This is a genomic window from Roseateles sp. SL47 (assembly GCF_026625885.1).
Lineage (GTDB): Bacteria > Pseudomonadota > Gammaproteobacteria > Burkholderiales > Burkholderiaceae_C > Roseateles.
In genome coordinates this window covers 2,467,393-2,482,234 of the sequence record NZ_CP113068.1, presented here as the reverse complement: position 1 = coordinate 2,482,234, position 14,842 = coordinate 2,467,393, and the positions used below count along the sequence as shown (strand labels likewise).

Annotated in this window: 12 protein-coding genes; 6 read left to right on the top strand and 6 right to left on the bottom strand. The window is 66.4% G+C overall.

Features of this window, described 5'->3' with window-relative positions; translation table 11 throughout:
* Nucleotides 1-15 precede the first annotated feature (15 nt).
* Entirely contained in the window at nt 16-984 is a 969-nt protein-coding gene (locus OU995_RS10695) for a cupin domain-containing protein (RefSeq protein ID WP_267835515.1), read from the bottom strand.
* Between the two features lie 75 nt (nt 985-1,059).
* Nucleotides 1,060-2,028, bottom strand: a complete 969-nt coding sequence (locus OU995_RS10690) for a histone deacetylase (protein ID WP_267835514.1) — start codon at nt 2,026-2,028, stop codon at nt 1,060-1,062.
* A gap of 318 nt (nt 2,029-2,346) precedes the next feature.
* Here OU995_RS10690 and OU995_RS10685 point away from each other — a divergent pair, with 318 nt between their 5' ends.
* Nucleotides 2,347-2,901, top strand: coding sequence for a phasin family protein (locus OU995_RS10685; RefSeq protein WP_267835513.1), 555 nt, complete (start codon nt 2,347-2,349; stop codon nt 2,899-2,901).
* A 134-nt stretch (nt 2,902-3,035) separates the two neighbouring features.
* On the opposite strand, the gene OU995_RS10680 is transcribed toward OU995_RS10685, so the two are convergent.
* Nucleotides 3,036-3,704, bottom strand: coding sequence for a TetR/AcrR family transcriptional regulator (locus OU995_RS10680; RefSeq protein ID WP_267835512.1), 669 nt, complete (start codon nt 3,702-3,704; stop codon nt 3,036-3,038).
* 319 nt (nt 3,705-4,023) lie between these two features.
* Here OU995_RS10680 and OU995_RS10675 point away from each other — a divergent pair, with 319 nt between their 5' ends.
* Complete coding sequence (locus OU995_RS10675) at nt 4,024-4,587, top strand: YdeI/OmpD-associated family protein (RefSeq protein ID WP_267835511.1); 564 nt, start codon at nt 4,024-4,026, stop codon at nt 4,585-4,587.
* A gap of 193 nt (nt 4,588-4,780) precedes the next feature.
* On the opposite strand, the gene OU995_RS10670 is transcribed toward OU995_RS10675, so the two are convergent.
* Nucleotides 4,781-5,743 (bottom strand): patatin-like phospholipase family protein, encoded by a 963-nt coding sequence (locus OU995_RS10670; protein WP_267835510.1) that lies wholly within the window; start codon nt 5,741-5,743, stop codon nt 4,781-4,783.
* Between the two features lie 126 nt (nt 5,744-5,869).
* Between OU995_RS10670 and OU995_RS10665 the strand changes: the two genes are divergently transcribed.
* Nucleotides 5,870-8,455 (top strand): penicillin acylase family protein, encoded by a 2,586-nt coding sequence (locus OU995_RS10665; RefSeq protein ID WP_267835509.1) that lies wholly within the window; start codon nt 5,870-5,872, stop codon nt 8,453-8,455.
* Nucleotides 8,456-8,476: 21 nt separating this feature from the next.
* Here the strand turns inward: OU995_RS10665 and pncB are convergent, their stop codons facing one another.
* Nucleotides 8,477-9,673, bottom strand: a complete 1,197-nt coding sequence (gene pncB / locus OU995_RS10660) for a nicotinate phosphoribosyltransferase (RefSeq protein WP_267835508.1) — start codon at nt 9,671-9,673, stop codon at nt 8,477-8,479.
* 143 nt (nt 9,674-9,816) lie between these two features.
* Here pncB and OU995_RS10655 point away from each other — a divergent pair, with 143 nt between their 5' ends.
* The gene (locus OU995_RS10655; protein ID WP_267835507.1) at nt 9,817-10,836 is read left to right on the top strand and encodes a hypothetical protein; all 1,020 of its coding nucleotides are present in this window, start codon (nt 9,817-9,819) and stop codon (nt 10,834-10,836) included.
* On the opposite strand, the gene OU995_RS10650 is transcribed toward OU995_RS10655, so the two are convergent.
* Nucleotides 10,821-11,246: an Lrp/AsnC family transcriptional regulator gene (locus tag OU995_RS10650; RefSeq protein WP_267835506.1), complete on the bottom strand. Its 426-nt coding sequence runs from the start codon at nt 11,244-11,246 to the stop codon at nt 10,821-10,823. The genes OU995_RS10655 and OU995_RS10650 overlap by 16 nt on opposite strands.
* Nucleotides 11,247-11,433: 187 nt before the next feature.
* On the opposite strand from OU995_RS10650, the gene OU995_RS10645 reads away from it, so the two are divergent.
* Nucleotides 11,434-12,579, top strand: a complete 1,146-nt coding sequence (locus tag OU995_RS10645) for an ornithine cyclodeaminase (protein WP_267835505.1) — start codon at nt 11,434-11,436, stop codon at nt 12,577-12,579.
* Nucleotides 12,580-12,874: 295 nt separating this feature from the next.
* Complete coding sequence (locus OU995_RS10640) at nt 12,875-14,797, top strand: putative bifunctional diguanylate cyclase/phosphodiesterase (protein WP_267835504.1); 1,923 nt, start codon at nt 12,875-12,877, stop codon at nt 14,795-14,797.
* The last annotated feature ends 45 nt before the right edge of the window (nt 14,798-14,842 follow it).

Genomic DNA, 14,842 nt, shown 5'->3' with positions numbered 1-14,842 from the left:
TCGCCTCAGATGGACTCAGATGGGTTCGGCCAGGGTGGTGTGGTTGCGGGTGTTCTCGGGCAGGTAATCAAAGACCAGCAGGACCACGGGCTCCTGACCGAGGTTCGTGCCGCGATGCACCACCTGGCGCTGCTCCACCAGCACGTCTGCGGCCTGAAATACCTGGCGGAGGCCGTTCCGGTCCTCCACCTGCAAACGACCCCTTTCCACGTAGGCATACCGTTGATAGGGGTGGAAGTGCCAGGGCAGCGTGGCGTTCTCCGGGATCTCGTAACGGTGAACCATCACCCGAAGGGGACCATCCGGCATCTGGATGGGGTGGCCGGTGTAGTCCGATCCGGTATGAAGCAACGGCTGAATCGAAGTCCTGGGGGAAGACTCGTTCGACGGGTCCTTCAGGGGTTCTTTCAGGGACTCCTTCATGGACTCGTTCAAGGACTCTCCCCCCGGTTTCCGAACGGATGCCTGCAAGGATGTCGGCGATGGCGTGGGCAAAAGCGTTGGCGACGGCGTTGGCAACGCTGTTGGCAATAGCGCCTGGGCCCCCTGCCCGCCCCGCCCACGTTGAACATGGCTGACCACCAGGAGGCGGGCAGGCTCGGCCCCTGGCGTGCCGGGGGCCCGCCAGGGCGTGAGGCCATCGTCCAGCACCCATTGCCCGGCGGTGAAGCGCTGCGGCGCCCTGGCGCTGGTGGTACCCACCTCCAGCGCTCCGCTGCGCACCAGCGCATGACGCTGGACCAGCCCCGGTGGAACGGGCAAGGTCTCCCCCGCCGCCAGTGTCACCTCCTGAACCTCCAGTTCCGGCTGCGGGGGCAAACGCACCGGCTTGCCTGCCACCGTCTCCGTGGCATCGACCAGACGCGTGACGACCGCCGCCGCACCCATCGGCGCCAAGGGCACCTGCACGGTCTGCGCCGGGGGAAGGTCCGTCATGGCGACGGTGTGATGCATGCAGAGATCGGGGGGAAGAACCGGGATCATGGCGAAGCCTCCTGCCGCTGTGGGTGGTGGCCTATGAGTGGCACCTTGAAGCGCTTTGGTTGATGAGGTGTGGCTTCAGTCCTCACCCGCCCCTGCCTCGGGCCCCGTCTGCACGGCCCAGCGACTCCAGAACTCAGCCGCTGTGGCCAGGGTCCGCTGCTGGATGTCCACCGTCACCGACAGATCCTCCCCATAGCCCCCGGCCATGCTGATGGCCACCGGAATATGCCGCCGATGCAGCGCCTCCAGCACCATCTGGTCACGGCGATGCAAGGCCTCGGCGCTCAGCTTGAGCCGACCCAGGCGGTCTCCTTCGTGCGCGTCCGCCCCCGCAAGGTAGAACGCCAGTGAGGGCGGATGATCGGCCGTGCGCAGCCACACCTGCTGCAGGGCGTCTTCCAGGGCCTCCAAATAACAGTCGTCTCCACACTGGTCCGCCAACCCGACATCCAGGTCGCTGGCCTCCTTGCGGAACGGAAAGTTCTTTTCGCCATGCAGGGACAGGGTGAACACACTGGCATCGTCAGCAAAGATGCTGGCCGTGCCGTTGCCCTGGTGGACGTCCAGATCGATCACCACCACACGCAAGCCGCGCCGTGCGTTGTTCGCACGATGGTATTCAGCCTGCATCAGCCGGGCGGCCACGGCCACATCATTAAAGACGCAGAAGCCACTGCCCTTGTCCGCATAGGCGTGGTGCGTGCCGCCCGCCAGACTGGCGGCCACGCCCTCTTTCAGTGCGGCGCGGGCGGCCTGGACGGTGGCGCCCACGGAGAACAACGAACGCCTGGGCAGGCTCTCGCCCCACGGAAAGCCGATCTCGCGCTGGGCGGCGGCGCTGAGCGTGCCGTGAAGCACGGCGTCCACATAGTCCGGCGTGTGAACCACCAGCAGTTCCTCACGCGTGGCCGGGGTGGCCACCTGCAGGCGCAAGCGGCCCGGGTCTTGCGCCAGGCGCTCCCGCAGCATCTGGTACTTGCTCTGAGGGAAACGATGGCCCTGCGGCAGCGCCAGCGTGAGGTGGTCGTAATGGAAGGCGAGCATGAGCTGAACCATACCGCCCGCAGCGGGGCCGCTCGCGCGCAGGGGCATGCTGCTGCGCAGCACAACTGTCGCCGATGTGAGTTTCAGCCCCTCCCTGCGGCGTCAACCAAGCCTGTACATCCCCCATGGCTAGGCGCCTGACTGCCATTCCCACATTTCTTGTGCAGTGCAACAAAAAGGGCTTGCAATCCTCCAGGCCCACCCTATACTTCATTTCATGTTGCAGCGCACCATGAAGCAAATGGGCACCGCAACCGGCCTTCAGCCTGCCGTTCGTTGGTGGCTGAGACTGCTTCCATCCATATCTAGGAGATTTGCATGCTGACTGCTGAACAACTGCTGGCCGCCCACCGTAGCAACCTGAACGCCGTGTTCGGCCTGACCGGCAAGGTCTTCGAAAGCTGGGAGAAGCTGGCCGAGCTGAACATCCAGACCGCCAAGACCGCGCTGAGCGAAGCCGCTGAAACCACGCAAGCGGCCCTGTCGGTGAAGGACGCGCAGGAATTCCTGGCCCTGCAAGCCTCGCTGCTGCAGCCCACCGCTGAAAAGGCCGTGGCTTACAGCCGCCATGTGTACGACATTGCCACCTCCACCGGCGCTGAATTCAGCAAGCTGGCGGAAGCCCAAGTGGCCGATGCCCAAGACAAGTTCGGCAGCGCCGTCGAGAACGTCACCAAGAACGCGCCAGCTGGCACGGAAAATGCTGTAGCTTTGGTGAAGTCTGCGGTGGCGGCTGCCAACAACGCTTATGAAAGCGTCCAGAAGGCCGTCAAGCAAGCCAGCGAAATCGTCGAGAACAACGTCAACACCGTGACCAACACGGCGTTGAAGACCGGCCAGGCCGCCCGCGCCCCGAAGCGCGCCACTGCCTGAGGTCACGTACCTTTTGTCTCCTCGGTACCCAAGGAAGCTCGGCTTCCCAAGTGCCCTTCAAGCCCAGCGTATGCTGGGCTTTTTTTTGGTTCCCGTGTCCGCCGCTGCGGTTCAGGCGGGCTTGGCCAAGCCGATCAACCGGCGCTGGCGCTGGCGCTGGACCTCGCGGTGCTCGCGTCGTTGCGCGCCTCCGGCGTAGAGGCCGCCGCCTTTGCGGCACCGGCACTCAAGCCGTCCACCGCATCACGCACCACCTCATGCACGATCTGCTCGCGTAATGCCTCGCGATCGTGCAGGGGGTAGCGCTGCAGCCCCACCACCAGCAGCAGATAGCCCATGGTCTTGGCGGTGAGCAGGTCGCACTGCAGCCGGATCGCGGTCTCGTCCGGCTCCACGCCGTCCGGGGCGCAAGCAGCCACCCGCTCTCTCACCAGCCCGAGCAGGCGGTTGTACACCGGCCGCTGGGCTTCGCCGATCTCCACCAGCGACGCGCTGCTCTGCGAGAGATAGATCATCCGGAACTGCTCCGGATGCCGCTCCCAAAAATCCATCGACCTGCGAACATGGGCTTCCAGCACCTTGCGTGGCCCCCGCTGTTCGCTGGACGCATCCAGCAATTCGGCCGTCAGTGCCTCGAAGATTTCGATCCACAACCCGTCCAACAAGGCCTGCTTGTTGGCGAAGTAGCTGTAGATGGCCATGGTGGAAATGCCCAGCTCATTGGCCAGCCGGCGCATGCTCAAGGCCTCCACCCCTTCTTCGCGATAGATCTTGCGCGCACGCTCCATCATTTCGCGCTTCAAGGCCGCCATTTCTGCAGGGCCCCGTCGCAGACGCGTCGTCGTCCGCTCTTCCTGTTTATTCGCTTCCAGAATCTTCTCCCTTGACTCGCACAAAAATGCTGCCTACTCGATGACAGATTTAGTGTCGCTGTACGTTAACCCGATGGAAAGACCGCTTTGAATCCTCAACAACCCTTGGTTGGGCGGCCTTCAGCACCGAGGAAACTCCGTCCGTACATGTACGACACCGCTGGCAGTCGGCATACCCGAGTCACGCATGCGCAACTTCCAGTGGGCAATCGGTGATCCACCCCGGCCCAACAGCGCATACTTGCGGGCCATGGCCACTCGCACCCCTCACTTCTTCCCGACCGCAGCGGATTTCCGTGACTGGCTGGACCAACATGCATCCACCGCGACCGACCTGGTGGTGGGTTTCTACAAACGGGGCAGCGGCTTGCCGAGCCTGGACTGGCCGGAGTCAGTGGACGAAGCCTTGTGCCATGGATGGATCGATGGGGTCCGCACCCGCATCGATGACAAGTCCTACAAGATCCGCTTCAGCCCGCGTAAGGCGAACTCCATCTGGAGCGCCGTCAACATCGCCAGGATGGAAGCGCTGATCAAGGAAGGACGGGTGCGCGAGGCCGGTCTGGCCGCTTTTGAAGCCCGCAGCGACGCACGCTCCCGCGTGTATTCGCATGAGCAGGACGAGGTGGAGTTCACCCCCGCCCAGGAAGTGGCCTTCCGTCACCATCCGGCTGCCTGGGAGTTTTTTCGCGCGCAGGCGCCGAGTTATCAGCGCAGCAGCATCTGGCATGTGCTGAGCGCCAAAAAGGCCGACACCCAGATCACCCGATTGAACCGGCTGATCGAAGCCTCGGCCCGGGGCGAACGGCTTTAGGGCCTGGGAACACGACGACCCCAGGGCGGGCCAGCAGCATGGATGCCACCCGCTGGCCGCCCAGGCAGGCGTGAACCACCCGGCCTTGCAGCTTTGAAAGGCTGGAACGCCCTCAGCCCGCGCCGCACCGCGAGCGCATTGCTTGCCGTCAGCGGGATCAGCGGAGTCAGCGGGGTCAGCGGAGTCAGCGGAGTCAGCGGGTCTTGGCCGCAATCGCCCGACGGATCTGCGGCAGCATCGCCGTCGCCGCGTCTCGCCCCACCTGGATGGCCCGGCGGCGCACGGTGAAGTCCGACCCGCTCACACCCTCCAGACGCGGGCGCAGCACCACATCCGCCTCCTTCAGCTCATATTGGCTGATGGACCGGCCCATGATGGAGAAGGTTTGCAGCAGCATCCGCACGGCGTCACCGGGCACCTTGGGATCCGGCGCCTCGCTGATGTCCACCGCAATCACAAGATCCGCGCCCATCTGCCGGGCAAAACGCACCGGCACCGGCGCCACCAGACCGCCATCGACATATTCACGAGTGCCGATCTTCACCGGCTGGAACACCGCCGGCACTGCGCTCGACGCCCGCACGGCCGTGCCCACATCGCCCTGACGGAACATGATGGCCGTGCCATCGCCCAGGTCGGTCGCCACGATGCCCAGCGGAATCGGCAGTTGTTCAATATTGCGGTTGCCCGTTTTCTCGCGGATGAACCGCGCGAGCGCCTCGCCGCGGATGAGGCCGCGCATCGGGAAGGTCCAGTCAGTGATGGCGCCTTCGTCCATGGTCTCGGCCAGCGTGGCCAGTTCCTTGCCGTTCCGACCGGAGGCGTACAAGGCCCCCACCAGACTGCCCGCCGAGGTGCCGGCCACCAGGTCCACCTTGATGCCTTGCTCCTCCAGCACCTGGATGACACCAACATGCGCAAACCCGCGGGCGGCTCCCCCGCCCAGGGCCAGGCCGATGCGTGGCGGCTTGGGGGGCGGCTTGGGGGTGATCGGCGCCGGCAACTCGGCTTCCACGGGCGGTGGCGCCACCGGCGCCGGTGTGGGCGTTGGGGCCGGGGTCATCACCGAACAGGCCGACAGGCCCGACACGCACAGCGCGGCAAGCCCGCGCAGCCACCGCCGGCGCTGGCCGGACTCGACAGAGACTGAAGACATGGCGCGCGATTCTAGGGGAGCCCTGTGTGCGGAATGTGAGGTGTCGGCCGCGGGCACAATCCCGGTCCGTCATGCCGTTCTCAACAGCAACCATGCCGGGCCCAACCCATCCGAGGAAGTGAGTTCATGAACAAGTCAATGGCGCGTCCCTGGCGGCGCTGGGTGTTCCGCAGCCTGGCCGGTGTGCTGGTGTTGCTGCTGGCAGCCGTGCTGGCGGTCTGGATGCTGGTGCGTGCCAGCGTGCCGCAGCTGGATGGGGAGATCCGCCTCCCCGGCCTCACCGGCCCTCTGGACATCAGCCGCGACGAACGCGGGACTGTCACCCTCGCTGGACAGAACCGCCTGGACCTGGCCCGAGGCCTGGGATGGGTACACGCCCAGGAACGCTTCTTCGAGATGGACCTGACCCGCCGTTCGGCGTCCGGCGAGTTGTCCGCCCTGTTCGGCGCCAAGGCGCTGGAGCGGGACCGCCAGCGACGCGTCCACCGGCTGCGGGCGCGTCTGACGGAGCGCTTCAACACCCTGCCCGCCCCCGAGCGCGCCCTGCTGCAGGCCTATACCGAAGGCGTGAATAACGGTTTGCATGCGCTACCGGTTCGCAGTTGGCAATACCTGTTGCTGCGCGCCACGCCCGAGGACTGGACCCCCGTGGACTCGCTGCTGGTGATCAGCGAGATGTACTTCATGCTGCAGTCGGGCAGCTACGACGCCGGACTGGAACGCATCCTCGTGCGTGAAAAAGCCGGCGATGCGATGTATGAATGGCTGTATCCACGCGGCGGCCGCTGGGATGCTCCGCTGGATGGCAGCACGGTGCCTGCGGCGCCACTGCCCACGCCCGCCGACCTGGACCTGCGTGCCGGCCGCAAGGGTGCCACCGGCACCACGGACCTGGCCACGGGTGGCCAGTTGGTACGGGCGACCCCGACGACGGAGCCCTCCCAAGAAGCACAGGCCGCCTGGATGCCGGCCGCACATGGGCCGTCCGCACATGAACCGCCCGCTCATGAACCGCCCGCTCATGGGCCGTCCGCTCAGGGGTCGTCCGCTCAGGGGCAAACCTCCCCAGCCAGCTTCTCCCCGATGGACACCTGGATCACCGAGCGCCTGGCCGCCCTGGATGCGCCGCCGGTGATCGGCAGCAACAACTGGGCGGTCTCGGGCGGCCGGACCCACCATGGCGGCGCCATCCTGGCCGACGACATGCACCTGGGCCTGGGCGTGCCCAGCATCTGGTTCCGCGCCCAGTTCCAGATCGGCCAGGGCAGCAACGCCCTGCGCGCGGCAGGTGTCACCCTGCCCGGCCTTCCGGCGCTGGTGGTGGGCAGCAATGGCCATGTGGCCTGGGGCTTCACCAACGCCTATGGCCAGTGGTTTGACTGGGTGGAAGTGCCGGCCGATGCGAAGCTGACCACCCACAACGAGACCCTGCAGGTCCACGGCGGCACGGCGCAGCCCTTCAAGGTGGAAGAGCTGGCCGGCGCCCCTGTGGTGGTCACCGAAGGCCAGCGCCGGTTTGCGCTGCACTGGGTGGCACATGAAGGCGAGGCCTACAGCCTGGCGCTGGATGAGATGCTGCAGACACGCCATGTGAGCGATGCGCTGGCCGTGGCTCAGCGCGCCGGCATGCCCCACCAGAACCTGGTGGCGGCGGACCGAGACGGCCAGATCGGCTGGACCATCGCGGGCCGATTGTGGTCCCAGCGCGGCATCGCCAATAGCCAGGGTCATTTCACCGATGTGGCCGGCATGCGTCACACCTGGCTCACGCCGGATCAATATCCACAGGTGCTATCGCCCGCGCAGGGCCAGCTGTGGACGGCCAACAGCCGCCAGTTGGGTGGGGACCGGGCCGAGCTGATCGGGGATGGCGGTTTTGACCTCGGCGCGCGCGGCCAGCAGATCCGCGACCGTCTGGCGGAACGGCCCAAACATGACGAAGCCAGCATCGGCGAGATCCATTTCGATGACGAGGCCCGCTTCATCAAGACCTGGGCGGTCCGCTTCCAGGCCTTGCTCAAGGCCCATCCGGACCGAACCGAGCTGGCGCAGTTGCTGGCCGGCTGGAATGGCCGTGCCGATGCGGACCAGGCGGCCTACCGGCTGGTGCGGACCGCCCGGCTGAACACGCTGAACCTGCTGTGGGTGTCGTGGACACGGCCTTTCCTGGGCGAGCGCCAGGACGATGCAAAGCAGCGCATCCGCTGGCGCAACCAGTTTGAATATGCCGTGGTCCAGGCCCTGGACGAGACACCGGCCCATCTGTTGCCCATCGAGCATGCCAACTGGGATGCTCTGCTGCTGGCGCAACTGGACGAAGCAGCGAAGGAGATGTCCCAGGACCTGCCCAAGGACACGCGCGGTCCAGGTTCACTGAAGGCGGCCACCTGGGGACGGGTGAACGCCAGCCACATCCAGCATGTGCTGGCCAAGGCGATTCCGCCGCTGTCCCGCTGGCTGGACATGCCGTCGGTGCCACAGAGCGGGGACAGCAACCTGCCCCATGTGGCGGGGCCGGCATTTGGCCAATCGGAGCGCCTGGTGGTGTCACCGGGCCGGGAGGAACGCGGCTGGCTGAGCATGCCGGGCGGGCAGAGCGGGCATCCGCTGTCGCCCTACTACGGGGCCGGGCATGAGGACTGGGTGCTGGGCAAGCCGACGCCGCTGCTGGCCGGGCCGGCGCAGCACCGGCTCAAGGCGCTTGCGCCCTGAGCGGCTGGCCGCCGCCCCGGCTCAGACCGCCGGCACCTTGAACACCTGCCGCAGATAGGCCAGGAAGGTCTGGTCTTCACACATGGTCTTGCCGGGGCTGTCCGACAGCTTGGCCACCGGCTGGCCATCCACATGCGTCAGCTTCACCACGATGTTCAGCGTCTGCAGGCCCATGTCGTTGCTGAGCTTGGTGCCGATGCCAAAGCCCAGCTGGGTGCGGTCCGCGAAGTGGCGATACAGCGAGATGGCCTTGGGCATGTCCAGCGCGTCCGAGAACACCAGACGCTTGGTGTGCGGGTCGATGCGCAGCTTCTCGTAATGCGCCAGGGCCTTTTCGCCCCACACCACCGGATCACCGGAGTCGTGGCGCAGGCCGTCGAACAGCTTGGCGAAATACAGGTCGAAGTCGGCCAGGAAGGCATCCATGCTGATCACATCGGTCAGCGCAATGCCCAGGTCGCCCCGGTACTCCTGCACCCAGTCTTCCAGCGCGGCCTTTTGGTGGTCCCGCAGGCGCACGCCGGTGGCCTGGTAGCTCTGCAGGTATTCATGGGCCATGGTGCCGATGGGCACCAGGTCCAGCTCTTTGGCCAGCAGCACGTTGGAGGTGCCACGGAACTGCGTCGGCAGCTTGGTCTTCAGCGTGGACAGCACCTCGCGATGCCAATCGCCCGAGAAGCGGCGGCGCAGGCCGAAATCAAAGAACTGGAAGGGATGGCGGCGCGGCGGCTCGTCCCGCACAAAGCTGCGCAGCAGCTCGATCTTGTCGTGCAGGCGCCGACGGCCTTCCGCCAGGGCTGGCACGGGATCGAAGCGGCGGAAATACAGCTCGTTGACCATCGCCAGCAGGAAGATCTCAAAGCCCATCACGTGGACCTGCGGGCCCCGCACCACGATGTCGAGGCGGTCCCCGTCGGCGCAAATGGAAACGAAATCACGCTGGAAGCGGAAGATGCGCAGGAAGTCGATGAAGTCCGTCTTGATGAACCGCAGCGTGCGCAGGTAGGCCAGCTCGTCGGCGGTGAAGCTCAGCGCGCAGAGATGGTCCAGCTCGCGAGAAAGATCCTGCACCAGATCGGCCAGCGGATATTGGGGGGTGTTGCGGCACGCGAAGCGATATTCGGCCTGGGCCTCGGAATGCCGATGCAGCATGGCCTGCCACATCGTGAACTTGTAGAGATCGGTTTCTAGCAGGCTGCGGATCACTGGGGCCGTCATGCGGTCGTCTCCAAGGCCGGTGATGCCCGGCCCTCTGGCGTCTTGAGATGGCTGCCACTGTACCCGTGAAGCCTGACCCTCGCAGGAGCCGCCATCCATGCCCGATACTGTCCAGAAGAGAGAGACATCACCCCTCATTCACGATGACCCGATTGCAGCTTCTTCCCACCCATCTGCAGCAGCGGCAGCCAGCGGGGCCGCTGGATGTGCTGGCGCTGCGGGCACTGCAACTGCGCGAGCTGGAACTGCGCGAGCTGGAACTGCGCGAGCTGGAATTGGGGGCGCTGGATAGGCAGACGCTGGTGCGTGGGCACCGGCCACTGAGCCCAAGGGGCAAGGTCGCAGGAGCGGCGCGCGAGGCCCTCACCGGCTTCTGCTCGTTCATCCGAGCCAGCACCAGCACCATCATTGCAGCGATCGGCCTCTGCAGCCTGACCTCCTCCGCCCTCGCCCAGGTCCCCGTGGCCATTGCCCCACCACCGGACATGGCCACCGCGCGCCGCCTGCTGTATGGGGGCGCGGTCTGGCAGGATCCCAGGGTCAACGACTTTTTTGGCGGCGGCTCGCGCGTGAGCATCCGCGCTTCAGTCACCGAGGTCTGGCGCCAGCGCTACACCGACCTGAGCACCGAGAAGCTGATGGTGGTCTATCAGCTCACCCCAGGCCCCCGCGAGCAGTTCCAGTGCGCCGCCTGCGTGCCGGCCCTGGGCGCGGCGCTGTTCGCCGCCGACGAGCGAGGCCGCTGGCAGTTGCGGGCACGCGGCCCATTGCTGATGGAAGGCGCGCCGGGTGCAGGCCCGGAAGACCTGCAATTGCTGCAGTTGGCCGATGACCGCTGGGCCCTGCGCAGCCGGCGCGCCGACAGCGCCGCCGGATGGGAAAGCCGCAGTGAACGCCTGGTGCTGGAACAAGGCGACCAATTGCGCCTGGCCCTGAATGAAGGGTTCAAGGACAAGCCGGGACCGGCCGCCTGCGGTTCCGGCGCGGCGCCCCAGGCCACCGGCCTGAGCGTGCTGAGCCCCGGCCTCGGCCCGCGGGTGGAGGTGGTGCTGCGGTTCAACGAAGGGCGCTGCCCCCGGCCCGATCCTCGGGTGCAACGCCAGCGCCTGATCTTGCGCGACGGACAGTTCGAGCTGGAAGACCCCGGTCAAGGCAGCTTGTAGGTCTGCAGATGGATGCTGGTTTCAGTGGCGCCGATGCCCTTGATCAGCCGCACCCGCTCCAGGATGTCGGCGAGTTCGTTGAGCGTGTCGGCCCGCAGTTCTGCCAGCAGATCCCAGCGCCCGTTGGTGTCGAACAAGCCCACCACCCCGGGCTCCCCCAGCAAGATGCCCACCACCTCCCGGGTGCGGTTGCCCTCGACGGCGATGCTCATCCAGGCAGTGATCTGCTTGGGCGCCACATCCGCCCGCAGCCGCACCGTGTAGCCGACGATCTGCCCGCTGGATTCCAGCCGGGACAGCCGGTTGGTGACCGTCCCGCGCGACACCTTCAGCTTATGCGCCAGCGTCGCAATGCTGTCGCGCGCGTTCTGCCGCAGCAGGGCAATGAGTTGGTGGTCCAGTGTGTCCATAGGCTGCCGTAGTCCCAAGTTGGGGCGTCCGCGCGCCAAGCGCCCGGGTTAACCCCTAGTTCCCTGCAAAACGATATTTTGCTCTGACGTTTTGCGCAATCTATCTGCATTCTTGATCAGGTTTCTGCCTTCCGGTTGGCAGCCTCCGTCTTCAAGATCCAGTCATCGCCACTACCTGTGTCTGCCGATGACCCGCCTGCTCACCCCCCGGGACGTTGCCCGCATCGTCCACCACCACAGCCTCGCCACCACGCTGGAACAACTGGCCCAGGCCATTGCCCGGGATTACGGTCGATGGTCCGCCTTCGACAAAAGCGCCCGTGTAGCCCATCACTCCCAAGACGGGGTGATTGAGCTGATGCCCATCTCCGACGGTCAGCTCTACAGCTTCAAATACGTCAACGGCCACCCCAAAAACCACCAGGTGGGTCTGCCCACCGTGATGGCTTTCGGCGTGCTCGCCGACGTGGACACCGGCGCTCCGGCCCTGCTGTCGGAATTGACGCTCAGCACGGCGCTGCGCACCGCCGCCACCTCGGCCCTGGCCGCCCGGCACATGGCCAGCCCGGATGCGCGGGTGATGGCGCTGATCGGCAATGGCGCCCAGAGCGAATTCCAGGCCCTGGCCTTCCATCACCTGCTGGGCATCACCGAGATCCGTCTCTACGACATCGACCCCGTCGCCACCAACAAGCTGGAGCGCCATCTGCGCACGGTGCCCGGATTGCGCCTGGTGCGCTGCGCCAGCACCGCCGAGGCCGTGCGTGGAGCAGACATCGTGACCACCGTCACCGCCGACAAACGCAACGCCACCATCCTGACGCCCGACATGCTGGAACCCGGCATGCACATCAACGGCGTGGGCGGCGACTGCCCGGGCAAGACCGAGCTGCATGCCGAGGTGCTGGCCCGCGCCCGTGTGGTGGTGGAATTCGAACCGCAAACACGGATCGAAGGCGACCTGCAGCAGATGCCGGCCGACTTCATGGTCACCGAACTGCACCGGGTGCTCAGCGGAGAAGCCCCAGGCCGCGTCTCGGCGGACGAGGTCACGGTCTTCGACTCCGTGGGTTTTGCGCTGGAAGATTTCTCCACGCTGCGCTGGCTGAATGAGCAGTCGCTGGCACTGGGCATTGGCCAACCCGTGTCGCTGATTCCGGCCCTGGACGACCCTCGCGACCTGTTCGGCCAACTCACGCTGGACCCGGCGCAGGTCCTGACGCAGGACCGTTCGCCGGAACGTTCGCCAAACCGTACGCCGATGACGTCGCCGGCCATCCCGCTCCAGGACGTCCGTCAGGCGTCCGGGCCACGCCACCCCCTGGCTGCATAACACGTCACGATCCAGGTCGAGAGCGCCCGCCCCCGGTCGAGACTGACGGAAGCCCTCTTGAGGTTCTTGAGGCCTCTTGGCAACTCTGGAGGCCTCTGGCGCCCTCTCAAGCCACCGCTGCGGGCGCTGACGTGTCATCGTCCGCGCCCGCAGCCGGCTTGGTAATAGTCAAATTTTTCGTGAATTGCTTGCACAGGCCGGAGTCCGCAGACCACCGGTCGTTGCCAGCGCTGGTCGCGGCGCCTGATGATGCGGCATGTGCCCCGGACCGTCCGGGGCTTGAGTGCCCTCATCCATGTCGAACAACACTCGGGGTGTGCCCTCGGCGGAGAAGGGCCACTGGCTCCAGTTCTCCGTCACCACCGCCGTTGCCGGCCTGCTGATGTGCCTGATCAATCTGCACTTCGGTCTTCTTGAGAAGACGGCGCAGGCCCAGGGCATGGGCCGGGCTCTGCTCGAGCGGGTGGCCTTCACTGCAGAATCGGACCGGCCCGCCGCCTTGCGTGGGGCGCTGGAGCATTACCCTTCGCTGGGCGGTCTCACGCTCTGCCGCAACATGACCTGCAGCCGCGAGTCCGGCCAGATCGTGCCCCGGCCGAGTTGCTCCACCAGCACCTTGGCGCTGTGTGTGGAAGTCCATTCCGACCGCGAACCGGGCGTTTCGCTGCAGATGCGGCTGAATCCCCGGGATGTCTATGCCGACCTGGCCCGCGACCTCAGCGTGCTCTTTGCTGCCCAGTTCATCGGCATGCTGGTCTGGCTGCTCAGTTCGCGCCGGCAGCGCCACCAATTGCGGGAGACCGAGCACCGCCTGCGGCTGGCCGCCAACAGCGATCCCCTCACCGGCCTGCTCAATCGCGGCGCCTTTGACGACATCATCGAGCAGGCGCTGCAAGCGCCCTCCCGCGATGGCTGGATCCTTTACCTGGACCTCGACGGCTTCAAGAGCATCAACGACCAGCATGGCCATCCCATCGGGGACGCGGTGATCGTGGCCGTCGGCGGCCGGCTGCGGAATGCCTTCAAGCAGGACGGCCAGGTGGCCCGCCTGGGGGGCGATGAATTCGGCATCCTCGTCACCGGCACGCCCTTGCGGCCGGTGGATGCGGTGGTGCGCTCGGTCTTTGATGCCCTGGAGTCCCCTGTGGCGGCGCATCGCCTCTTCCTCAAGGTCGGCGGTAGCGTGGGCGTGGCCCGGCTGGGCTTGGACGTCCTATCCGCCGCAGAAGCGCAGCGCCGTGCCGACATCGCCATGTATGAAGCCAAACGGCGGGGTCGCAACCAGGCCGCCGTGTTTGATGCCAGCCAGGACGTCGCCCGCCAGCAGGACTACCGCCTGCGCATGGACCTGCGCAGTGCGCTGGCACGGGACGAACTGCAGGTGGCCTACCAGCCGCTGGTGACCGCCAGTGGTCAGTTGCACAGCCTGGAAGCGTTGGCCCGCTGGAATCACCCGACGCTCGGTCCGATCCCGCCCGATGTGTTCATCCCGCTGGCGGAGTCCTCCGGTCTCATCGGCACGCTGGGGATGGCGGTGGTGGGCCATGCCTGCCGTGATCTGGTGGCGCTGCGCCGCCAGGGTGTGTCGGTGCCCACCATCTCCATCAATCTGTCGGCGCAGCAACTGGCCGACCCCCAGCTCACCCAGCACCTGCTCACCCATCTCCATGCGGTCGGCCTGACACCGGCCGACCTGGAGCTGGAAATCACCGAATCCGCCATCATGGACCCGGACAGCCAGGCGCCAGACCAGGTGGAGCGGCTGTCGAGCGAAGGCTTCGAGATGGCCATCGACGACTTCGGCACCGGTTATTCCTCCTTTGCCCGCCTTCAGACGCTGCCCGCCCGTACCCTCAAGCTGGACCGCAGCTTCATCCGCGCGCTGGACAGCCCCCACGGCCAGTTGCTGGCCCGCACCATGCTGGACCTGGGCCGCCAGCTCGGCATGATCTGTGTGGCCGAGGGTGTGGAAACGCAGGCGCAAGCGCAGTGGCTGCTCAGCCACCGCTGCGAGGTGCTGCAGGGGTATCTGATCGGCAAACCCATGCCGGCGGCCGCCCTGCCCCAATGGGCCCGTGAGCGCCGTGCACCGCCGCCGACCCAGGCGCTGGCCACCCCGGCCCCATTTCCGGCAGCACCGGTGAGTGCCCCCGCCAGCGCGCCCCCCACCGGCGCGACCTCCGCCCACGACCCAGCCGGTTGCACCAGCGGTCAGTAAGATGGGCGCCGGCCTGTTGGCCGGTCCCCTCCTCTCCTGCCTGCA

Excerpts from the sequence above, each read along its gene's own strand:
- OU995_RS10640 (WP_267835504.1), top strand. The coding sequence starts at position 12,875 with ATGTCGAACAACACTCGGGGTGTGCCCTCGGCGGAGAAGGGCCACTGG.
- OU995_RS10690 (WP_267835514.1), bottom strand. The coding sequence starts at position 2,028 with ATGCTCGCCTTCCATTACGACCACCTCACGCTGGCGCTGCCGCAGGGC.
- OU995_RS10695 (WP_267835515.1), bottom strand. The coding sequence starts at position 984 with ATGATCCCGGTTCTTCCCCCCGATCTCTGCATGCATCACACCGTCGCC.
- OU995_RS10655 (WP_267835507.1), top strand. The coding sequence starts at position 9,817 with ATGACCCGATTGCAGCTTCTTCCCACCCATCTGCAGCAGCGGCAGCCA.
- OU995_RS10670 (WP_267835510.1), bottom strand. The coding sequence starts at position 5,743 with ATGTCTTCAGTCTCTGTCGAGTCCGGCCAGCGCCGGCGGTGGCTGCGC.
- OU995_RS10665 (WP_267835509.1), top strand. The coding sequence starts at position 5,870 with ATGAACAAGTCAATGGCGCGTCCCTGGCGGCGCTGGGTGTTCCGCAGC.
- OU995_RS10645 (WP_267835505.1), top strand. The coding sequence starts at position 11,434 with ATGACCCGCCTGCTCACCCCCCGGGACGTTGCCCGCATCGTCCACCAC.
- pncB (WP_267835508.1), bottom strand. The coding sequence starts at position 9,673 with ATGACGGCCCCAGTGATCCGCAGCCTGCTAGAAACCGATCTCTACAAG.
- OU995_RS10685 (WP_267835513.1), top strand. The coding sequence starts at position 2,347 with ATGCTGACTGCTGAACAACTGCTGGCCGCCCACCGTAGCAACCTGAAC.
- OU995_RS10650 (WP_267835506.1), bottom strand. The coding sequence starts at position 11,246 with ATGGACACACTGGACCACCAACTCATTGCCCTGCTGCGGCAGAACGCG.
- OU995_RS10675 (WP_267835511.1), top strand. The coding sequence starts at position 4,024 with ATGGCCACTCGCACCCCTCACTTCTTCCCGACCGCAGCGGATTTCCGT.